The organism is Pseudoduganella sp. R-43 (assembly GCF_049913255.1).
Classification (GTDB): Bacteria; Pseudomonadota; Gammaproteobacteria; order Burkholderiales; family Burkholderiaceae_D; genus Rugamonas.
Map to the genome: position 1 here is coordinate 6,052,658 of NZ_CP183988.1, position 20,766 is coordinate 6,073,423.

General features: G+C 61.0%; 16 protein-coding genes. 3 read left to right on the forward strand and 13 right to left on the reverse strand.

Annotated features, from left to right (window positions below; all coding sequences use genetic code 11):
* Positions 1-91: 91 nt before the first annotated feature.
* Genes ACN9M3_RS27645 through ACN9M3_RS27655 form a run of 3 tightly spaced genes read right to left on the reverse strand, consistent with a single transcriptional unit; the run spans position 92 to position 3,064 of the window.
* A complete protein-coding gene (locus tag ACN9M3_RS27645) occupies positions 92-1,594 on the reverse strand; it encodes a tripartite tricarboxylate transporter permease (RefSeq protein WP_426319261.1) in 1,503 nt (500 codons plus the stop codon).
* Positions 1,595-1,603: 9 nt separating this feature from the next.
* Entirely contained in the window at positions 1,604-2,065 is a 462-nt protein-coding gene (locus ACN9M3_RS27650; RefSeq protein WP_426164866.1) for a tripartite tricarboxylate transporter TctB family protein, read from the reverse strand.
* A gap of 21 nt (positions 2,066-2,086) precedes the next feature.
* On the reverse strand, positions 2,087-3,064 hold the full coding sequence (locus tag ACN9M3_RS27655; protein ID WP_426164868.1) for a tripartite tricarboxylate transporter substrate binding protein BugD: 978 nt from the start codon (positions 3,062-3,064) through the stop codon (positions 2,087-2,089).
* A 134-nt stretch (positions 3,065-3,198) separates the two neighbouring features.
* Between ACN9M3_RS27655 and ACN9M3_RS27660 the strand changes: the two genes are divergently transcribed.
* The gene (locus tag ACN9M3_RS27660) at positions 3,199-3,942 is read left to right on the forward strand and encodes a substrate-binding periplasmic protein (protein WP_426319262.1); all 744 of its coding nucleotides are present in this window, start codon (positions 3,199-3,201) and stop codon (positions 3,940-3,942) included.
* Here the strand turns inward: ACN9M3_RS27660 and ACN9M3_RS27665 are convergent.
* The 3 genes from ACN9M3_RS27665 to ACN9M3_RS27675 form a co-directional block, all read right to left on the reverse strand.
* A complete protein-coding gene (locus ACN9M3_RS27665; protein WP_426319263.1) occupies positions 3,928-5,682 on the reverse strand; it encodes a chloride channel protein in 1,755 nt (584 codons plus the stop codon). The genes ACN9M3_RS27660 and ACN9M3_RS27665 overlap by 15 nt on opposite strands.
* Positions 5,679-6,098: a MarR family winged helix-turn-helix transcriptional regulator gene (locus tag ACN9M3_RS27670; protein WP_426319264.1), complete on the reverse strand. Its 420-nt coding sequence runs from the start codon at positions 6,096-6,098 to the stop codon at positions 5,679-5,681. Before ACN9M3_RS27670 ends, ACN9M3_RS27665 begins: the two co-directional genes overlap by 4 nt.
* Before the next feature lie 90 nt (positions 6,099-6,188).
* Positions 6,189-7,781, reverse strand: a complete 1,593-nt coding sequence (locus ACN9M3_RS27675) for a mechanosensitive ion channel family protein (protein ID WP_426319265.1) — start codon at positions 7,779-7,781, stop codon at positions 6,189-6,191.
* Positions 7,782-7,867: 86 nt separating this feature from the next.
* On the opposite strand from ACN9M3_RS27675, the gene ACN9M3_RS27680 reads away from it, so the two are divergent.
* Both ACN9M3_RS27680 and ACN9M3_RS27685 read left to right on the forward strand, forming a co-directional pair.
* Complete coding sequence (locus tag ACN9M3_RS27680) at positions 7,868-8,383, forward strand: substrate-binding periplasmic protein (protein WP_426319266.1); 516 nt, start codon at positions 7,868-7,870, stop codon at positions 8,381-8,383.
* Positions 8,332-8,583, forward strand: coding sequence for a hypothetical protein (locus ACN9M3_RS27685; protein ID WP_426319267.1), 252 nt, complete (start codon positions 8,332-8,334; stop codon positions 8,581-8,583). Before ACN9M3_RS27680 ends, ACN9M3_RS27685 begins: the two co-directional genes overlap by 52 nt.
* Before the next feature lie 264 nt (positions 8,584-8,847).
* Here ACN9M3_RS27685 and ACN9M3_RS27690 read toward each other — a convergent pair whose 3' ends face one another.
* The 7 genes from ACN9M3_RS27690 to ACN9M3_RS27720 form a co-directional block, all read right to left on the reverse strand.
* Complete coding sequence (locus tag ACN9M3_RS27690; protein ID WP_426319268.1) at positions 8,848-9,033, reverse strand: hypothetical protein; 186 nt, start codon at positions 9,031-9,033, stop codon at positions 8,848-8,850.
* Positions 9,034-9,486: 453 nt separating this feature from the next.
* The gene (locus ACN9M3_RS27695) at positions 9,487-11,664 is read right to left on the reverse strand and encodes a S41 family peptidase (RefSeq protein WP_426164882.1); all 2,178 of its coding nucleotides are present in this window, start codon (positions 11,662-11,664) and stop codon (positions 9,487-9,489) included.
* Between the two features lie 56 nt (positions 11,665-11,720).
* Positions 11,721-12,911 (reverse strand): JmjC domain-containing protein, encoded by a 1,191-nt coding sequence (locus tag ACN9M3_RS27700; RefSeq protein ID WP_426319269.1) that lies wholly within the window; start codon positions 12,909-12,911, stop codon positions 11,721-11,723.
* Between the two features lie 33 nt (positions 12,912-12,944).
* Positions 12,945-15,077 carry a peptidase domain-containing ABC transporter gene (locus tag ACN9M3_RS27705; protein WP_426319270.1) on the reverse strand — a complete coding sequence of 711 codons (2,133 nt, stop codon included), beginning with the start codon at positions 15,075-15,077 and terminating at the stop codon, positions 12,945-12,947.
* Positions 15,078-15,118: 41 nt separating this feature from the next.
* Positions 15,119-16,384 carry an HlyD family secretion protein gene (locus tag ACN9M3_RS27710; RefSeq protein ID WP_426164888.1) on the reverse strand — a complete coding sequence of 422 codons (1,266 nt, stop codon included), beginning with the start codon at positions 16,382-16,384 and terminating at the stop codon, positions 15,119-15,121.
* The gene (locus tag ACN9M3_RS27715; RefSeq protein ID WP_426164890.1) at positions 16,381-19,527 is read right to left on the reverse strand and encodes a lantibiotic dehydratase; all 3,147 of its coding nucleotides are present in this window, start codon (positions 19,525-19,527) and stop codon (positions 16,381-16,383) included. The genes ACN9M3_RS27710 and ACN9M3_RS27715 overlap by 4 nt, the downstream gene beginning before the upstream one ends.
* Before the next feature lie 42 nt (positions 19,528-19,569).
* Complete coding sequence (locus ACN9M3_RS27720; protein ID WP_426164892.1) at positions 19,570-20,721, reverse strand: lanthionine synthetase LanC family protein; 1,152 nt, start codon at positions 20,719-20,721, stop codon at positions 19,570-19,572.
* Positions 20,722-20,766 lie beyond the last annotated feature (45 nt).

Genomic DNA, 20,766 nt, shown 5'->3' on the forward strand with positions numbered 1-20,766 from the left:
TATAGACAGCGCCCTGCGGGGATACTCACGCTTGTCACCGTTGTCGACCCACAACGAAACAACGCCCGGCGTGCCGGGCGTTGTCAGTTTATTACTCCTCGTGGAAGGCTTCTTCCCGCTTCTTGCGCAAGGAAGGCGACAGCACCACCGCCAGCGCCAGCACTGCCAGCGCCAGCAAGGTGGCACTGATCGGACGGTTGAGGAATACCATCGGGTCGCCATGCGACAGCGTCATGGCGCGCCGCAGGTACTCTTCCAGCATCGGCCCGATGATGAAGCCGAGCAGCATCGGCGCCGGCTCGGCATCGAGCTTGGCGCAGATATAGCCGAACACGCCGAACAGCGCCATCAGCCAGACGTCGAACTGGGCGTTATTCAGGCTGAACACGCCAATCGCACAGAACATCAGGATGGCCGGGAACAGGCGGTGGTAAGGCACGGTGATCATCTTCACCCACAGGCCGATCATCGGCAGGTTCAGCACCACCAGGAACAGGTTGCCGAACCACATCGACACGATCAGGCCCCAGAACAGATCGGGCTTCTCCGTCATCACCGCCGGTCCCGGGGTAATGCCCTGGATGATCATGGCGCCGATCATCAGTGCCATCACCGGGTTGGACGGGATGCCCAGCGTCAGCATCGGGATGAAGGAAGTCTGTGCGCCCGCGTTGTTGGCCGATTCCGGCGCCGCCACGCCTTCGATGGCGCCCTTGCCGAACTCTTTTGCGTTCGGCGACACCTTTTTCTCGAGCGAGTAGGAAGCGAAGGAAGCCAGCATCGCGCCGCCGCCCGGCAGGATGCCCAGCGCCGAACCGAGGAAGGTGCCGCGCAAGACCGGCGCCAGGATGCGCTTGAAGTCTTCCTTGTCCAGCATCAGCCCCGACACTTTCTTCATCAGGATGTGACGCTCTTCATCATGCTCCAGGTTGCGCACGATCTCGCCGATGCCGAACATGCCCATGGCCACGATTACGAAAGAAATGCCTTCAGCCAGTTCCGGCATGTCGTAGGTGTAACGTTGCTGGCCCGAGTTGACGTCTGTGCCGATCATGCCCAGGAGCAGGCCCAGGATCACCATGCCGATCGCGTTCAGCAAGGAACCGCTGGCCAGCACCACAGCCGCCACCAGGCCCAGCACCATCAGCGAGAAGTAGTCGGCCGGGCCGAACTTCAGCGCCAGGTCGGCCAGCGGCGGCGCAAAGCACGCCACCACCACGGTGGCCACCGTGCCCGCGAAGAAGGAGCCCAGGGCCGCCGTTGCCAGCGCCTTGCCGGCATGTCCCTTGCGCGCCATCTGGTAACCGTCGATGGCGGTCACCACGGAGGATGACTCGCCCGGCAGGTTGACCAGGATGGCCGTGGTGGAGCCGCCATACTGGGCGCCATAATAAATACCGGCCAGCATGATCAGCGCCGCCACCGGCGGCAGGCCGAAGGTGGCCGGCAGCAGCATGGCGATGGTGGCGATCGGGCCCAGGCCCGGCAGCACACCGACGGCAGTGCCGATGAAGACGCCCATCAGGCAGTACATCAGGTTGGTCAGGGTGAAGGCGGTTTCAAAGCCCAGACCCAGGTTGCTTAAAATTTCCATGCCCGCTCCCTAGAAACCGAGCCAGGGGCCGAGCGCAGGTATCGGCAATCCCAACAATTTAATGAACAGCACATAGGCGAAGGCCGCCAGGCCGATGGCCAGCAGTGCCACTTCTTTCCAGCGGAACTTGGGGCTGGCATACGCGCTGACCAGCACCAGCACGGCTGCCGCCGGCACCAGGCCGGCGCCGCGCATCAGGACGCCGAACAGCACCACGGCCAGCGTAACCAGGGCCAGCGGCTTGAGGTGCAGCTTTTCCATCGGTTCGCCGTGGCGGAAGAAGGAACGCAGCACCCCCGCCGCGCCGATCACGGCCAGCAGGATGCCCAGCACGACCGGGAAGAAGGCCGGCCCCATGCGGAAGGAAGTGCCCATGTTCAGGTCGCCGCGCGTGAACACGGCGCCCAGCCCAATGGCGATGAAGATCACCCCGATCCAGAAATCCTTCGGGTGACGAATTGCGGAAGACATCAGAGACTCCTTGGCCGGCGCTTAGTCGGCGTAAACACCAGCTTTGCTGATGATCGGGCCCCAACGGTCGATATCAGCCTTCAGGTGCGCACGCAAGGCTTCCGGCGTGGCGCGCTTGGTTTCCACCGGCTCGGTGCCGAGGTCGGCGAAGCGCTGCTTGACGGCCGGATCCTTCAGCGCCACCTGCAGGGCGCCAACCAGGGTGTCGATCACTGGCTTCGGCGTGCCTTTCGGTGCGTACATGCCGTGCCACACCGCCACTTCAAAGCCAGGAACGCCGGCTTCGTTCAGGGTCGGCACGTCCGGCATCGACGGCACGCGGGTCTTGGTGGTGACGCCGTAGACCTTCACCTTGCCGCTCTTGATCTGGCTGGTGGTGTTGGTGGTCTGGTCGCACATGAAGTCCACCTGGCCGCCCAGCAGGTCGTTCATGGCCGGGCCGGTGCCCTTGTATGGCACGGTGGTCAGGTCGGTCTGGATGGCGGACATGAACAGCATGCCGCACAGGTGGGACGCCGAACCGAGGCCGGCGTTTGCGTAAGTCACCTTGGCCTTGTTAGCTTTTACATAAGCCAGGAATTCCTTGAAATCCTTGGCCGGGAAGTCCTTGCGCGCCACCAGGGTCATTGGCACGTCGGTCACCAGGCCGATCGGCTCGAAGCTGTCGATGGCGTTGTAGCTCAGCTTGCGGTACAGGGCCGGCGCGGTGGAATGGCCGATGTGGTGCAGGAAGATGGTGTAGCCGTCCGGAGCCGCCTTGGCGGCGCGCGCCGCGCCAATGGTGCCGCCGGCGCCGCCGACGTTTTCCACAACGATCTGCTGTTTCAGCTTGGTGCCCATGGACTGCGCCAGCAGGCGCGCCACGGTGTCGGTCGGTCCGCCGGCTGCGAACGGCACGATCAGGGTGATCGGCTTGGTTGGGTAGCTCTGTGCCTGCGCGAGGCCGGCGCCGAACAGGGGCAGGCATGCCATTGCGGTGATGAGGGCGCGTCGTTTCATGTGGTTCTCCAGTTGCTGATTAATTGTTGGATTTGCGCTACTAGTAATGTTGTACCAGCAATTATTGGAGGACACAAGTCGGGCCTGTCAGTTTGATTGACTTCGCGCCTCAAGACGCACATGATTGGCTGATCATGGCTCCCAAGCTGCACCTTGCCGCATCGTTCCTGGCGCTGCCTTTGGCGGCGTCGGCCGGCTCGCTCCAGCTGTTTACCGAGTACACGCCGCCCGACATCATGCGCGATGGCGAACGGATCGTCGGCATCTCGCCGGACAAGGTGAAGGAAATCATGGCGCGCGCCGGCATCAGCTACACCATCGAGATCATGGCGTGGCGCCGCGCCTACGAACTGGCGCTGCGCACGCCGGCTTCCTGCGTATTCTCCACCTCCCGCACGCCGGAGCGGGAAGCCCTGTTCAAATGGGTTGGGCCGCTGCGCGAAGTGGACTGGACGCTGTACGGCCTGGCCAACCCGCCGTTCCGGCTCGCCACGCTGGATGACGCCAGGCACCTGCGCATTGGCGGCTACAACGGCGACGTGCGCGCCCAGTTCCTGCTGGACCGCGGCTTCAAGGTGGATATTGCGCCCGACAATTTTTCCAACCCGCGCAAGCTGCTGGGAGGCCGTATTGACCTGTGGGCGACCAGCCACCAGCTGGCCAACGGCGTGCTGGCGCAGGAAGGCCTGCTCGGCAAGATCGTGCCCCTGCTGACCTTCCACACCTCGCGCGCCTACCTGGCCTGCAACAAGGCGGTGCCGGACGCGCAGGTTGCCGCCATGTCGGCGGCCATGGCGGAAATGGTGAAAGACGGTACCTCGACTGCGATCGACCGCAAGTATGCCAACTGGCGGCCAGCGCCCTCACCCACCCGCTGACCTGGGCAAGCGCAAGCGCCGGAAGCGGTGGCGCCGGTGCTCCTCGTTGTCGAGCGAAAGCGAGGACTTGACCAGGTCGCTGCGGCTGATCACGCCCACCAACTGGCGGCTGCCGGCATCGGCCACCACCGGCAAGCGCTCCAGTCCGTGCACCGCCAGGCGCACCGCCACCGTGCGGCAAGTTTCGCCGCGCAGCGCCACAATCGGGGCGTTCACGCCATACAGCTCGCGCACGTGCACGGCGTGGCTGGCCTGCACCAGGGTCGCGCGATCAAGCATGCCCAGCACCGCGCCATTGCTGGTGACCGGATAGGCGCGGTGGCGCTGCGCCGCGCCGAAGTGGGACGCCAGCACGTCGGCAACGCGCGCATCCGCGTCGATCGACACCGGGGCGGCCGTCATCACCTCCTCCACGCTATGCCGCTCCAGCGGATCGATGCCGTATTCGCGGTAGATATGGTGGCCGCGGCGAGCGATCTTCTCGGTCAGGATCGAACGGTGCATGGTGATGACGGTGAAGCCATAGGCCACCACCGAGGCTGCCAGCACCGGCAGCAGCGCATTCGCATCGTGCGTCAGCTCATAGGCAAAGACGGTGGCCATGATCGGTGCGCGCATCATGCCGCCAAGGGTGGCTGCCATGAACACCAGCGGCCAGACCGCTGGCGAGCCACCCGGCAGGTAGGGCGCCAGCAGCGTTCCCACGCCGGCGCCCAGCATCAGCAAGGGCGCCAGCACGCCGCCCGACGTGCCCGAGCCGAGCGCGATCAGCCACATCACGGCCTTGGCGGCCAGCAGCGTCGCCACCACGCCGGCGGCCAGGTGGTTTTGCAGCAGGTCGCCGATCACGTCATAGCCGACGCCCAGCGCGCGCGGCTGGAAATAGCCGCCGATGCCGATCGCCACGGCGCCCAGCGCCGGCCACCACATCCAGTGCAGCGGCAGCTTGTGGAAGCCGTCTTCAATGCGGTACAGCGCGGTCGACAGCAGCCACGCCATGGCGCCGCACAGCACTCCGGCCACGGCGCAGGACAGCAAGGCTACCGGCGGCAGCTGCGGGCTTTGCTGCGGGAACAGCGGCCCCGCTTCCATCAGCAGCGGCCGCAGGAAACCGGCCACGGCGCAGGCAATGGCGACCGGCAGCAGGCTGCGCGGGCGCAGTTCGAACAGCAAGAGTTCAACCGCCAGCAGCAGCGCCGCGATCGGCGTGCCGAAGACGGCCGTCATGCCGGCCACCGCGCCCGCCACCAGCAGGGTCTTGCGCTCGGCATCGCTCAAATGGAAATGCTGCGCGAACAGCGAACCGACCGCGCCGCCGGTCATGATGATCGGCCCCTCGGCGCCGAACGGCCCCCCACTGCCGATGGCAATGGCCGAGGCCAGCGGCTTGAGCACCGCCACCTTGGGCGACATCGCACTGCGCTTGAACAGGATGGCCTCGATCGCCTCGGGAATGCCGTGGCCGCGGATCTGCTCCGAACCATAGCGGGCGATCAGGCCAATCACCAGTGCGCCAATCACCGGCACCACGATCACCCAGGCGCCCAGCGCATGGGCGGACGGCGCTTGCGGCGCGGTCGACAGGGACTGGAAAAAGAACAGGTTGGTGAACAGCGAAATGGCCTTCAGCAGCAGCCAGGCGGTACCGGTGCTCAGCATGCCGATCAAGGCAGCCATGGCGCCAATCTGCAGCAGGCGCGCGTCGCCGCTGAAATCGCGGCGTGGATCGTACGGTTTCATGGTGTGGCGGGCAGGTTGGGAACGGTGAATACGCCGTGCAGCGATTGCAGTTCGGCGCGGTGGATGGCAGCCAGGCGCAGCAACACTTCTTCGCCGGCGGGCAGCAGGTGGACTTCGACCCGGCGCCGGTCTTGCACATGGGGGCGGCGCTGCACCAGCCCGGCCGCCTCGCAGCGGCCCAGCAATGCGACGACGCCATGCTGCTGCGCCTGCAGCCGTTCGGCCAGCTCGCCGACGGTGGCCCAATCGCGGCCGGGAAAGCCCTTGATATGCAACAGCAGCAAATACTGCAGTGGCGTGATGCCTTCGGCCTGGGCCGCGTTCTCGGAGAAGCGCTCGAAGCGCCGCATCTGGTAGCGGAATTCGGACAGGGCCATGAAGTCGGCCTTGGCCAGGGTATCTGGTGGAGACGGCATTTTTATATCACGATATGATGTAATTAGCCGGTCATGATACCACCGTTTTTCTATCTGCAATCAGGCCGGCCAGCGCTGCCTGTCGCGGGATCACGCCGCCGGCTTTGACCTCGCAGGCGCCACGATGTGCGGTTGCTGCGGTTCTTGCGTGAAGTGCGGCGACATGATCTGGACGCCTTCGCGATTGAAGACGTCGACCACCTGCTGGTGTAGTAGGCTGAGCAGCTCGGCACGGCTATTGGGCGAGCTCAGTACCGAGCATGCCACGAGCTTGTATTCGATATAGAAATCGGACAGGGCGCTCTGGATCACATACGGCCGCGGTTCCGCAGCAATGCCCTCGGTGGTCGCAGCCGCTTCCTCCAGCATGGCGTAGACCTGGCGCCAGGGCGTGTCATACCCGATGGTCACGCTCGTATCGACCACATAAGCGCCCGGCACGGCGCGCGAGTAATTCTTGATCGTATTCGACAGTACCCAGGCATTCGGCATTGCCACATCCACGCCCATGCCGGTGCGCACGCGGGTATCGAAGATCCCGGGTTCGACCACCGTGCCCTGCACGTCGCCGATGCTGACGTAGTCGCCCTTGCGCAGCGCCCGCGTATACATCAGGATCAGGCCTGCCGCACCCTGGCCGACAATGCTGGAGGCGCCGATCGACAGCATCAGCCCCGCCAGCACCGTCACCCCCTGGAAGGCCGCCGTGTGCGAACCGGGCAGGTAGGGGTAAGCCATGGCCAGCGCAAACAGCCAGATCACCACCTTGCCCAGGCGGCGCGTCGGCACTGCCGTATCGCGATCGAGCCAGCCGAAATGCAGCTCGCCGCTTTCGATGCGCTTGAAAACAGAGGCCAGCGTGGCGCTGGCAAGGCGCGCCACGACAACAATCACGGCAACGAGCAGCAGGCCGGGAATCGCATCGGCCACGTTGCCGGCGATTTCAGCGGCGGTATCGAGCAAGAATTGCTGCAAGCGTTCGCCCCAGTTGCGCGCGAACGGAATCCGCGCCAGCACAAAGGCCAGCCAGACGTAGGCGGCAAGCAGCCCCAGGAACCAGGCCGCAACATCCATGGTGAGCCGCATGAAATGGACCAGGTGTTCCGCATCGAGCACGCGGACGTTGCGCACCCGGACCTGCGCCAGGCGCCGCCCCAGGATCGCCTCCAGCCGGCGCCGGCCCTGGCGGCGCAGTGCCGCCAGCACCCACAGGAACAAGGCCAGCGCGCAGCTGGCCAGGGCGCACAAGGCCAGCGCTTGCGCGATATAGGCCGGGCTGCGCTGCTCGCGGCGTTCCAGCAGAGCTTTGTTCAATTGCGCGGCGCTTTCATGCGCCAGCAGCTCGGTGGTATCACCCGCCAGGGCGTTGACGTCGCCGGGAGACACCAGGAACAGCAGCGAGCCGTCCAGCAGGACTTGCGTACCCTCGGCGATCGAACGGGTGCCGGCCTGCTGCGGACCGCCTTGCGCAAGCGCGCGTTCGAGGCGTTTCTCTGCAGCTTCGGCGCGGTCATATGGGGGATAGCCGCTCAGCATCGCGCGGAACACGAAGACTGTCCGGTTGCCGACGGTGAGCCGCGCGAGCGGCGCCTCTGGCTGGGCCGCCGGCGTGGCACTTGGCAGTGCGTGGCTCAACTGGCTGAACGTCAGCAGAAAAAGACAGAAAAGCGTGCGTAGCAGCATGGGTTCCTTCGTGTCAATTTGCGTGCCATCATTGCATACAATGCTGTACAACTCAATCCATGCGCTCGCCACCGCCAAGCATGAAAATGTTACGACTGCTCGTCCTCAGTTGCCTGCTGCTGTCCGCACCGTGCGCAGGGTGCGGCGAACTGGTCGTGCTGGTCGACCGGGCGGCCGACATGCCCATGGCCCGCATCGACAATGGCCGGCTGGCGGACGGCGTGCACAAGATGCTGGGAGAGGCGCTGGCCCGCGGCACGGGGCGCGAGCTGCGCTTCCTGCTGCTGCCGCGCAAGCGCATTGCCAGGGCCTTGCAGCAGGGCGAGGCCGACATCCTGTGCGGCTATACGCCGGAATGGATCGAAGGAGACTATCTATGGACGGAGCCGGTGTTCACGGCGGAGGAAGTCCTGGTCACCGATGCCCGCCATCCGCAACCGCATTCCATCGCCGACCTGCGCGGACAGGCCATCGGCACCATCCTCGCTACCAGCATCCTGAAATCGAAAAGATTCTCGGTGCCGGCTTTGTACGGGACGATTCGCCCAATATGGAAACCAATCTCGAGAAACTGGCGCGCGGCCGGGTGCACCATGTGCTGATCGCGCGCGCTGTCCTCGAATACCGGCAGCGCCTGCGGGCCTTTCCACTGAACCTGCACCCGCCCCTGACCGCAGCGAGCTTCACGACCCGCTGCGCGGTCTCGCGCAAGGGCCATCTCAGCCTGGAAGAAGCCAACCGTGCGATCGCTGCCGCCGCCCGGGACGGCACGCTCGCGCGCATCCTGGCCCAGTTCCGTTAAGGGCCTGTGCGGCCTCACATGCCGACGTTCTTCAACTCTTCCGGCAGCAGGTAGGTATAGCTCTTCGGATCGAACATCACCTTCCAGGTTTTCGCCGGGACCTGGGCACCGCCCTGCATGCCCGCCTTGCGTGTGATATACAGCGGTGTGAACGTCGAGTCGCTTACCGGGTCGGTGCGATAGGACCACTACAGTTGGTTGCAGCGGCGCGGAACGATGGCGTACTCCTCGTCCGCCTCCTCGCTCGACGCTTCCGGCGAACCCTCACCCTCGGCAGGCGCAGTCTTCTTTTCGTCCTTGTTTTTTCCCAGTCGGCATACGCGCTCTCGGTTTCCTTGCAGTTGCCGGCCCCAGGACCTGGAACGCTGCCGTGAACTCGGTCAGCACGACGATCTGTTCATTGCGCTGCGCCAGGACCACGTTGCTGGTGGTGGTGAAGTGTTCGCCCACGGCGGCTTCATTGGCGGTAGTCTTCAGCCCCCCCCGGCATCGACGCTCAAGGCTTCGAACGAATCCTGGCCATCCTTCGATTCGATGGCGAGGCCGCTGGTGACCAGGTAGAGCTCATCGCCTCCTGGCCGTCGACTTTCTTTTGCTGTACGACCGTGATGGGGTAAGTTGCGTGGTTCATTTCGTCAACGTAGAGCCAGCCTTTCCGCGACTCCGAGTACTTGCCATAGTTGCGCCTCATGAGCCCGTCGATCGGAACGGCGATACCCTGCTTGCGGTCCGCGCTCAGCGCTTCGTGTCCACCTTCAATGAACCTGCAACGGGTAACAAACTGCTAATGTGACGGCCAGCAAAGCCGTGTACACCAGCGAAGCCATAAGCAATGAGCTGCGCAGTAGGTACCCCGCCCCCAATGAAGTTGCGCCACTTGAAACCAGTCTGTAGGCGAAACCATTATCTGCCGGATTTCAGAAATAGCAATGCACGCTCAAGCACTTCATCCTGTTGCGCCCGCAGTCCCGCAACAGTAGGGTGGACCGTGATATGAGGTTGAATACCTATTTGTTGCAAACGAGTGCCATTGGCGCGGGTGATTCCGATCCCAGAATAGCTTACAGTGACTTTGCCCGGAAGTGTCATGAGGCGAAGGTCGCCGTTCGTGCCAACGCTCGGGCTGCCAATAAAGGTGACAGGCGCCACCGACTCAAACAAGAGCGCGGCATGTTCCGCCTGGCTCATGGTTCGAGCATCGATCAGGACCACGACCGTACCGGAATAGATCGGGCCGTCGGCACGGCGAATTGGCTGCGGATGATACAGGCGGAAAGCTGTCGACGGTAACAGGCCACTGCCGAAAAACTGGTGTATCCCGGGGCCGCTGGCGGCGCCCTTGACGTTCAAGCGGGCGGCAATGGCCAACGCCGTACTGCGCGGATAACCCCGCAAGTCAAAGATTACGCCCGACGTATCCGCAATGAACGAGAACATGGCGGGGACCGCATCCGGTTCCAGGCGGTCGAGGTCCACATAGGCGATACGGCCTTCAAATCTTTGCAAGACGGGTGAGGATGCCCGTTGAATCGTCTCGGCGGTTACAGCTTTCCGGCCCAGCGTGGCTTCATACTCACCGCGCGCACCGAGTAGCTTCAGCCTGGCGACCGAAGCCGGCTGGCCTCGCAGCAAGGTGCCCAAAACGCCAAATTCAATGCCAGCCGCCGTGGCAGCTGAAGTCCGGGACGCAAGCATTGCCATTCGCGTTGAAATTGGCTGGTCATCGATTGCAATGAGCTCATCGCCGGCACGAATGAATTCTGCTTGATCGCCGCCAACGCTGTCTGCGGTGGCGATAACCTTTCCGTCGATCAATGCAAAGCGCAGGTCCAGGTCTCCCTTTCCATAAAAGGCATTCAGTGCCCGGCTCGATACCCAGACATGGTTGTCCCCCATCTGAATTGCCATCGTCTCCAAGGCTTGGGCGTACTCAAGGCTGTTGCTGACCATCGTCATTTGTTGCAGACACGTGGCCAAAGCGTCATTCCAGGCCTCGCCAAGTAACTCCCGATAAGGATATTGGCGATCTATCGTGGCCCACATTTTAATGGCGGCGAGAAGCCGTTGCTCCAGCGCGGGGAATTCGGCCTGATCAGCCTGGTGGTGCTGGCGTGCCATTATGGGCGCTGGATGCTGGGCGGGAGCAGGACGCCAATGGCCGTGATTTTTCAGCATTTGTATTGCCGCTTGCACGAGTGCCTTCTCGGCATTGCCGTCGCCTGCAGCGGAGATGACCTCATTGGGGCGAAAGCCGATGATTCCCTGAGTTGTCACCAATCTGGCGCGGCTAAACTGAACCGTTATATGTTCGCCGATATTCAGGTGCTGCAATGGCACCGCATATGCAGGCAAAATTCGTCCCACTGCAATAATTTGTGCCGCGCCCCTTGTTTGCAGGGCCACGGCAACCTTGGGAACCGGGAACAGATTGTCGACTATAAATACGATGGGTTTGCCGCGCTGCGAGGGCTGCGGCGTAACCGAGCGCATATTCATCGTCAGCAAGCCGCCGACAGCAGCGCCGTCGTCCGCCGTGCCGGATGGCAGCGCGTCAGCATAAAACCGGTATTGCTCAGTTGGCAAGGCCAGCGGCGCCGTGATGACGCGGGCTGCAAGCTGCTCCAGATAGGGAGCTTGGTTGGGAACTTGCCAGGATGTGCTACGCAGATCGATGACCAGACCGCGCACGTTTGGCAAATGCGCCAGAAATTTCGCCCAGTCCGCCGGCGACACCGGGCGGCCGCCATGCAGTCGCAGCAGGCAATAGCTAGCCGGCAACTCTTGCCACAGAGCTTGGCCCGACGGGAGGGCGAGCGGCCGGCTCTCGCTCTTATCCCAGATGCGCAACGCAGAATCATGCAATGGTTGCATCAGCCGCTCGATGGCAAGCATGCGCGCGCCGTCATCCTGCGCAGCGAGCATTGCCGGCAACGCATCGACCAGCGCCTGATCCCAGTCGACTGTCCCGTCACCCAAGGCTGGATGAAGGTATTGCACATCGCGCCAGATGCGCGCCATGTCCGGCAGGTCGGCCTGTGCAGCGACAGCCGCTGTAGGCAGGCAAATTAACAGGCTGGCCAAGCAAAGCAAGCTGGCCCACCTGCGCCGAATACCTTGCCGCAAGCTCATCCATGACATCATGGTTGGGCTTGCGCTACGGCATGCGTCAACGGCGCGCGCGCGTGTTTGCCAATGATGTCGCGCAGCAGCAAGTCGTTAAGTGTCCACAGCAAGGCTTCGTGTTTAATGGCAGGATGTGCAGCCTGCAGCGCCTGGAAGCTGATCGGCTGTGTGGCATTTGCAATGGATTCCGTGACCGCCTGGCCATGCGGCGTGCGTAAGGAAGCGCGGCCATTGATCGTGCGCGCCTTGAAAATGGCGCGACCATCGAAGCGCGAGTGCAGGATGAAGCGACTCTGTTCCAGCTCGTCGTAAGCGTCTGCCCGGAAGGGACGTGCAATGTCGAAAGCACTTGCCGTGCGCTCGTTGCGGACCAGCTGCGTTTGGTAAGCCGAGAAGGTCTCGTCACTAAATAGGACTTCCAACAGCGTCTCCTTTGCCGCAGCGATGATGTGCCGCGATTGCTCATTCGCGTGAATTGAGTGTCGGCACGAAAAATGGTCGGGCAATACGTTCTTGGCCACCCATTCCACGTAGTTCGCGACGACTGGTGGGTGAACGCCGATGGCAACGTGGAATGTCTCTTCCCGCAATGGTATTGCAGTGTGCCACCATCCGCGCGGAATATAAAGGATATCGCCTGCTTCCAGTATCTCATCGAAGAAGGGAGTAGCGGGGCAATCGGCTTTATGGTGCAGGCTGGTTTGACCAGGCAGTGGCAGGGAGAACGTGGGTTCATAAACAAGCCACCGCTTGCGTCCGATCAACTGTACTGCAAACACGTCGTGCGTGTCCCAATGGTTGCCAAACGTCTCCTTGTCACCAAAAGAAATATAGCCGTTTGCCGCTGCGGGCGCGCCGGTGAATCGGGCGACCTGATTGCACAGATCGCGAATGGGTACGGATACCCCTTCCATCCGGTTGTAAATGATCGAGGCACCGTCTTCCAGCAACTTGGCCAGTTCGGCTTTGATGATGCGTTTGCGAACCACGCCGAGGTCGGAACAAAGTTCCGTATATTTCGCTTCATCGATGACCCCCCCCTTGTGCACGCGCAGATTGGCATCGGTGTTCTCACCGACAAACAGGGTGCGATCCACTTCGTCCCAGCCGACAGCAAGCGCGGCGTAACCGCCACGCTGAATAAAGGGACGCTTTTCGTGCAGTTCGTCAAAGAAGGTCTGTTTCGATATTCCAAAGTCCAGCATGAGTACTTCTCCAATTGTCGTATAGGAATGCAGTCAAGCACTGCGTAGATGGCTGGCAGGCTGATCGTTCGCGACCCGGCCGTGCTCAATGGTCAGAATCCGGTCTGCGGAGGCGATGGTCTCAAGCCGGTGCGCGATAATAATGCGCGTTATCCGCAGCGCACTGATGGCAGCGTTCACCTGCTTTTCGCGTGGTACATCAAGGTGGCTGGTAGCTTCGTCCAGGAACAATATTTGAGGACGCTTGTACAAGGCACGCGCCAAAAGGATGCGCTGCTTCTGCCCGCCAGATAACACCGTACCCATATCGCCAACCAAGGTATTGAATCCCATCGGCATAGCCCGGATATCGTCCAGTACGGAGGCGGTCGCGGCACACTGCTCAACCCATAGCGGATCGGCATCGGCGTCAAAGAAACTGATATTGTCCTGAATCGAGCCAGCAAACAGGACGTCATCCTGCAGTACGGTACCGACCATCGAGCGAAATGCATTGACGCCGAGCTGCCGTATATCGGTGCCGCCAATGGTAATGCTTCCTTCGTGGGGCGGACGAATTCCCAACAGGACAGATAGCAGAGTACTCTTGCCGCAGCCCGATGCGCCGACGATGGCCAGCGACTCTCCTGCTGCCAATTCGAAGCTAACGCCGTTCAACACCCATGGTTCCTGTTCGCCATACCGGAATCGTAAGCCGGCCACCCGTAACGATGGCGCCGTGCGGTCGGTGGCGCCAGCCATATGTTCGGGCCCATTTTCTTCGGGTGCCGTCAATACAATATCGCCCAGCCGTTCGCTCTGCAATTGAAGCATTTTGAATTCCATCGTCTTATCGATAAGGGAGGCGGTACGATTGATAAACTGCGTCTTGTACGCCATGAAGGCGAGCAGAATGCCTACGCTGAAACGGCCCTCCATGACGAACAGCGCGCCGAGGCCAGTCAGCAGCAGGTTTTCGAGACCAAAGCCAAGACCATTCACCACACGGAAATACAGATTCAGTTTTTGCAGCCGAAGATTGGCGTTGATCTGGTCGGAGGACAGCGCCAGCCAGGCTGCGCGCCGCTGTTCTTGCTTGGAAAACAGTTTGATCGCCTTGACTCCCCGCACCGTTTCCAGGAAATGTGTGTGTTGCTTGGCACCGCAGTTAATTTCCCTCTCGCTGGCGGCACGGGTAGGGTAATACCATGCCCACCGCAGCAGTGCGTATAAGGCAACCACGGCGATGCTGACCGCAGTCATGGCAGGACTGTAGTAGCACATCAGCATTAGTGTCACCAATGCCATCGTGCCATCAAGCAGCGCTTCCAGGAATGAGGTAGTGATCGTGCGCTGAATCTGGTTGACAGCGTCGAACCTTGAAATGACATCGCCCAGGGTGCGCTTCTCAAAGTACGGCATGGGCAGCCGGACCAGGTGGGAGAAGATATTCGATCGCCACTGCAGGCTGATCGACGTGGACATATAGATCAGCATCCAGCTACGCGCCGTACTGATACCGGTCTCCAGCAACAACAGCAATGCAAAAGCTGGTACGAGGACGTAGAGCAGCGGCTTGTCGTTGGATGGAATAACCGAGTCGACAATCCAACCCGTAAAGAATGGGCTGATCAACGATAAGACTTCCAGGGCCGCGGCCAGGAGCAGGATTTGGCCAGCGGCACGGCCGAATCCACGCGTCGTGCCTATCAGTTCACGGAACCGGACCCGAGGCGTTTCGACTCGTGGCTGGAACTCCGGCTTGGGCCAAAGCTCCAGGGCGACCCCGGTAAATGATCGCGACACCTCGGCAAAGGTCAGCTTTCGCTCGCCAAACGACGGATCCTGGACTGTAATGCCGCGCTGATCGACCTTGGTCAGTACCACGAAGTGATTGAAATTCCAGTGCAGGATGCACGGCAACTGCAACTGGTCCATGTCTTCCAGCTCCAGGCGCAATGGGCGTGACCCCAACCCCATTTTTTCCGCAATATGAATCAGTTGGCCAAGGGATGCTCCTTTTAAGGAGATGGCGAAACGTGCTCGCATTTCCGCCAAATCGACGCGGTGCTGGTAATAGGAGAGCACCATGGTCAAACAGGCCAGTCCACATTCCGCAGCCTCAATTTGAAGAACCAGTGGGACGTTTCGCCCACGGGCGAATAGCATTTTTTCAAAGGACTGCATTATTTGCGATTTTTCGGAAGCGAAGAGGAGGATGAAGCTGCTTAAGGCTTAGTGGCGCCGACCAGTGCATTGAGCTCGCGGAATGGCATGAACATCCATTGGTAGAGACTACGCGTTTCTGACAACACGTCGGCCTGCAAGTTCATCCCGGCCGGAAGCTTGCGCATCTGGCCTGCGACCTGAATATCCTGCTGGTCCAGTTCAACGATGATTTCATACTGAGGCGTGCCAATGCCGCCGTTTGCCGCGCTCACCGCAGTGCCGACGACGGCCGGGGCCTGAGTGACTGAAACAACGTTGCCGCCAGCTTGACCAAAGTGCTGATAGGGATAGGCGTCATAGCGCAGGAGCACGCGCGCATTGGGACGGACGAAACCGATGGCATTGCTAGGGGCGTACAAGCGCGCCTGCATCCGGGAAGCTTGCGGCAGCAAGCTTGCAAGTGTACTGCCTGCCCCCACGGCCTGGCCTGTATCCGCCAGGATCGCCGTGGCGACGCCGTCGCGTGGTGCGACTATGAGTTCGGTGAGCTGCAATTCATTTTCACTGAGTTCCTGCTTGTTCGACGATAGCTGGCGGCGCAACGCTTCCGCGTCACTGGCATGGCGCAGCCGTGCTGTGGCCAAGTCATCTTGTCGTTCGTTGATATTTCGCTCGACTTCCAAACGCTCGCGTTGCAGTGCAGCCAGGCGATTCCTGTGCTCAAGCAGTTCAGACTGCTTTTGCTTGAAAGATTCGTCGGAGACATAGCCGCGCTCATGCAGGTCCTGGAATCGTTGGTGGCTCCCCTGCTCCAGCGTCAACAGCTTGCTTTGGCTGGCAAGTTGCTCATCCAGCTTTGCCAGTTCCTCTCGCAGGGTACGCAAGTGCAGTACCGTGCGACGCTCCTGATCCTGCAAATACTCGGCCTTGAGACTCAGTTCGTGCTGGAGCGAATCTGACCGCGACTGCAGTTCGTGTGCAGCGGTCTGGCGTGTAGGGGCCAGTGCACCATTTTGACGTTCGCTGGAGATGACATACATGATCTGCCCGGCCCGCAGGGTATCTCCTTCGGCAAAGCGGCGCTCAAGCACAACGCCGGCCTGGTTGGCCGCCACCTGGATAAGACCGCCAACCGGGACAAGTTTGCCGGACACCGTTGTCCGGCGCGTATACGTGCCCAGCGAGAGCAGCAAGACCAGCCCCACCAGCACGCAGGCAACCAAGGCGGACACGAGACGTGCCGAGGGCGGTTGAATTACGATAATTTCGCCAAGCCATTTTGGGCGGCGGGCGGCATAGGCTTCCCGCCTGAAAAGCTCACTCATGCGGCGACTTTCCTTGTGTTGGCGCGTTGCCGGCCCAATGCCGTGCGATAAATGCGTTCCAGTGCATCGTAGGCGATGACTTCATACGAGCGCGGATGCTGGCTGAACAAACGTATACAGCACATATGCAGATGGCTCTGCACGATCTCATCTGCCAACGGCTGCACCGTGCTCAACAACGCGCGACGTCGTTCCAGTCCGCTGGCGGCAGCCAAACGATAATTCGCGTCCCATCCCTTGGCGTCGGCGGTATCGTCGAGGATGCAGTTCAATTGGCTGGCATGCGTGCGGAAATTTTTTCCCAGCAAATCGCGCTGATAGGAGCTCACGCTGAACTCGGCGCGGTATTTGTTTGCCATTGTGGCTACGATGCGGTGACGAGCCTCGATAGAGTAGCCCAGGTCGGCCAACAGGGTGTTGCAGGACCAGACGGCAGCATGACAGCGCTCTTCTTCTCCTTGTCCGGCGATGCCCAGCAAAGCGATGGCAATATCGCTGTCGGCGCAGAACAGTTGCTCGCTCAGTCCCATCAGTTGTGCACCGCCATAACGGATCAACTCGCGCTCATACTGGGCGAAATGGTAATGGCGAATGCGCTGCTTTTCATGCAGCGAATCGAGAACTTTGGTAACTTCGCGCACAAGCGGTCCTAACTCGGGGCTCAGGAATCGAAGCCGCAAGTGATGGTTCGGATCGGCGTAGCGGATAAAGAACCAGTCGCTGGCCAGTCCGGCGCCGCGCAGACGGCGCACCAAGGGTTCGATCACGTCCAGCAGCAGCGCGTCGACCTCGGTGGGAGCAAGATATATTTTGGCATACAGAACTTCGTGCATGGCCACGAGGGGCAGATCGCATTGATCCAGCTTTCGTACCTTACCATGTGACACTGCCGCTGGGACGGCATCCGGTCCAAAGGGCAGCAGCACCTCGTGCCTTGTCAGCAGCGGCGCACCGTTCGCGGGCGCTGCCTGCGAAACGACTTCGCGCAGCACGAGCCGGCGGCTCTTCCGGTATATGCGATAGAGCTGTTCCATATCCAACTCATCGGTGCGGTCCAGCAGCAACGTGTTGTCGAACTCTTTTAGTTCGGTCAGTGCCGGGAGACCGCGTTGTGCAAGGTAAGTTGCAAACGCCCGCCTGTTCTCCTGCTCGGACAGTGCCTTGTCAGGTACGAAATCCCCGGTTTGGATCAACCAACGGGCCGGCGCAAGGATAATATTGGCATATTCCAGACGTGGAAGATAAGGATAGCTCCTGAAGAAATTGCTCCATCCAAAATGCGCGAAATACGCTGGATGCAACTCAAGGCTACGCAGGAGAGAGTAGGCCTTGACATTGCCAAAATGCTCGCTGTTATGAGCGGACGACATATGCGGAATCACCCGTTTGCCGTGCCGACGCGAGTACAGCTGCACCTCGCCGCCGACCACGGTCACAAGCAGGTCGTTCAACGGAATTTCGTTGTCGCTACCGCGCAGATCCCCTTCAACCAGATTGATGCGGTAGGGCCAGATGTCGGCCCGAGACATCACATTGTTGAGTTTGCCATATGGCATGTAACAAATTTCCGCATGCAGGACTTCGGGATCGTTTTGCTCCGTTGTCCTTGCCATATCGCGCAGAGCATTGCCGATTGCCGGATCGCCATAAGCGAAGCGGCCGGTCCAAGCCCCCAGGCTGGAATTGGAAATACCCTGCAGCCAGGTACGCGTACCCTCGGCTGTTGGGGGCAGCACGGTCATGATCGCAAACAGGCTATCCGGGAACTTCCTGCCGCGGCGTTTGAATGTCCGCACTTCTTCCGGCGTAATGCGCAATACAGTATTGCTGCCAACGGGAGCGGCCAGCAACTTCCCGACCAAGAACTTGTCAAATTCACGCAGAGTGTCTTGCGCATTGCCGTTATGGCCACTCCCCTTCGTGAGGCCAAATTTTCGTAGCAAGTCGCAATTGTAGGGATCGCTCCCGGCCCCAAACAATTCTTCATCGTCCAGCAGTTCAGTCAGTGGCACGACGCTCTCGCCGTAGCGGTGCGAAAATGCCTGGGCCAAGTTGTTGAAGGACGCTTCCTCTTCGCAGAAGCGAGAAATCAGCAGACCTAAATCCGCCAGCAGCTCGTCGCAATACTGCCTGGACAGACTGAACGCTGCATCCGGACGGAAACAATCGACTCTTACTTGCGGTGCTTTCGGCGCTGGTTCGCAAAGTGCGGCCAATTCTGCTCCTATGCGCTGGTATTGAGCCATGGGGAAGGCCTGGACGTCGGTCAGAACGTCCAATTCGTCCGCCGCCCGCAACAAGGCTCGGCCAGCGGCGCTTGCAGGAGAAGCCAACAGTGCAGCTGCCAGTGCACGGGCAGGATCCGGGGCCAGCAGGTCGATTGTTAATGCTGGCAGTAATAGCCGGGCTTCGATGAGGTCGCCAATCAGGACCTCAAGGACTGCGTTCGGCACCTGCGGGAATTTGCCGGCGACGCGTTCGCACACCTGTTGCGGCAGCAATGGGGCTGCGTCGCAAAGTGCCAAAATTGCTTCCACTACCGGGTGCCGATCAACCTGGGCCAGTTGGTAATTCCGTCCGCCGGTGGAGGTGCTGGACCAATCCGTATATTTCAGGAACTCGCCGCTGACATATGCCGAGCGATTTGCGAGGTAGGGAAGTTGTTCGCGGTGCCGGATCACCATCTGGTCGCAAAGAATTTGTAGAAAGCCGGCATCGACGCGGGCGCGCCGTACGCCGCTGCCATCGCCTTCCAACTGAGCGGGGCCATGATAGCCATCACTAGTGATGCGACCGATGGCTACGGTGGAAAACATCCCAAAAGGGGTCGACCGCAGGCACATGCGGTTCAGGTAGCGCTCGAACGTCAGGAGAAGCTTGCGGCTGTCCGCTCGCGCGCTATCCCAATCGGATGACTGAAGCCGATGGTGCAGCTCGCCGCTTGCCAAGTAGATCGCTTCACTTACCGGGGCGCGAGCGAACAGTTCACGCGCCGCGCCCATGCGCTTGGTCCAAAGAAGCTCGGCTGGATCGGCAGCGCCAACTGCAGTATTGTGCCGATATTCCAGCCAGACTTTGGCAGGCAGAAATGGCGCGCGCAAAATAAAGAAATCGCGATGGGTGAAGCGGAGATCAGTGGTCATGAGTGTCAAAGTTTGCGGTACAGGGCATATGGCCAGCGTTAATCAGAAACCGAATGTCAGGCAAACATCCCAATGGTGGCGCCCGCGCGAATGTCGATCTTCCATTGCCAGCAATACGCCGCAGCTGCCTTCAAGCAGGCCTGGCTGCAGGGCATAGTGATCCCGGCCATCACCTAGCAAGTCCAGACGCGTGCGAAGGAACTCGGCGTAGCGCGGAGCCGGCGCGGCGGCATTCAGTTTGTGTACCATATGTAGGGCTCCCCCATGTCCGTGGCAGAGTGTGTTGTCACTGAAGCCGAACGATGCCTCAGGTTGCGCAAGGCGCGACAGGACAATTTCGTGGGCTTGCGAGGCCAGGGCCGGTTGCACGAGGGCCGTCGCGGCGCCGTGCAATGCAAATCCTGCACTCAGGTCGCCATAGCACCAGCCCAAACGGCTGGCTTGCGACAACTTCTGGCTCGTGTAATAACTGTAGCGACTGCCTTTCACTGGGTCCGACTGATACTCCAGCAGCGCAGCAACTGCCTCCTGCAGCAAGCCAGGAGTCGCGCTGGTGCCCAGGCCGTGATAGTGAGCACCTGCCAGCAGCAGCACTACGCCGGGCAAGCCGTGAGCGATGCCCAGGTCGGTATGGCCATTCTCGCGCGCGGACGCGGGGGCCAGCGGGCCTAGGTGTATGGGTTGAGTGTGCCAGGTACGGCCTGCGGTAGTCCTTGTAGACATCGCCACCAGGCTCGCCTCGACGATTGCATAAAGGTTACGGGCAGCTTCAAGGTTAGTGCGCATCAGTGCATATGCACCAATACCTGCGACGCCAGAAATGAGATCGAAATGTAAGGTGGTGGCCCGGCTCCTGATGTAATCGCCGAGCTGGGCATCCATTTCGTCAACAAAATCTGCTACTGCGGCTGGTAGTATTTCCGGTGCGCTGGCGCGGACGAATTCGAACGCATACAGGATGCCTACCAGGCCGGACCACAGGTTGACCTCCAATGGGTGTTTTTGAATTGCATTGATTAGCGCTTGCAGTAGCTGCTCCAGCCTCGCGCGCCGCTCGGCTGTCGGGTGGACCGCGTAGCGCTCGGTTTGCATGAGCAGCCCGCCGGCCAGCCCACCGGACAAGTATGGATAATTAGGGTTGCCCATCAATTGCGTCAGGTTCTGGCGTTCAGTTTGATCGTGCGCGGCAAACATGTTGGTCACTTCAACAGGAAAAGAATAGGGTGCGGAGCTGGCTCA

Coding starts and splice junctions, on each gene's coding strand:
- ACN9M3_RS27645 (WP_426319261.1), bottom strand. CDS start 1,594: ATGGAAATTTTAAGCAACCTGGGTCTGGGCTTTGAAACCGCCTTCACC.
- ACN9M3_RS27650 (WP_426164866.1), bottom strand. CDS start 2,065: ATGTCTTCCGCAATTCGTCACCCGAAGGATTTCTGGATCGGGGTGATC.
- ACN9M3_RS27655 (WP_426164868.1), bottom strand. CDS start 3,064: ATGAAACGACGCGCCCTCATCACCGCAATGGCATGCCTGCCCCTGTTC.
- ACN9M3_RS27660 (WP_426319262.1), top strand. CDS start 3,199: ATGGCTCCCAAGCTGCACCTTGCCGCATCGTTCCTGGCGCTGCCTTTG.
- ACN9M3_RS27665 (WP_426319263.1), bottom strand. CDS start 5,682: ATGAAACCGTACGATCCACGCCGCGATTTCAGCGGCGACGCGCGCCTG.
- ACN9M3_RS27670 (WP_426319264.1), bottom strand. CDS start 6,098: ATGCCGTCTCCACCAGATACCCTGGCCAAGGCCGACTTCATGGCCCTG.
- ACN9M3_RS27675 (WP_426319265.1), bottom strand. CDS start 7,781: ATGCTGCTACGCACGCTTTTCTGTCTTTTTCTGCTGACGTTCAGCCAG.
- ACN9M3_RS27680 (WP_426319266.1), top strand. CDS start 7,868: ATGTTACGACTGCTCGTCCTCAGTTGCCTGCTGCTGTCCGCACCGTGC.
- ACN9M3_RS27685 (WP_426319267.1), top strand. CDS start 8,332: ATGGAAACCAATCTCGAGAAACTGGCGCGCGGCCGGGTGCACCATGTG.
- ACN9M3_RS27700 (WP_426319269.1), bottom strand. CDS start 12,911: ATGCTGGACTTTGGAATATCGAAACAGACCTTCTTTGACGAACTGCAC.
- ACN9M3_RS27705 (WP_426319270.1), bottom strand. CDS start 15,077: ATGCAGTCCTTTGAAAAAATGCTATTCGCCCGTGGGCGAAACGTCCCA.
- ACN9M3_RS27710 (WP_426164888.1), bottom strand. CDS start 16,384: ATGAGTGAGCTTTTCAGGCGGGAAGCCTATGCCGCCCGCCGCCCAAAA.
- ACN9M3_RS27715 (WP_426164890.1), bottom strand. CDS start 19,527: ATGACCACTGATCTCCGCTTCACCCATCGCGATTTCTTTATTTTGCGC.
- ACN9M3_RS27720 (WP_426164892.1), bottom strand. CDS start 20,721: ATGTTTGCCGCGCACGATCAAACTGAACGCCAGAACCTGACGCAATTG.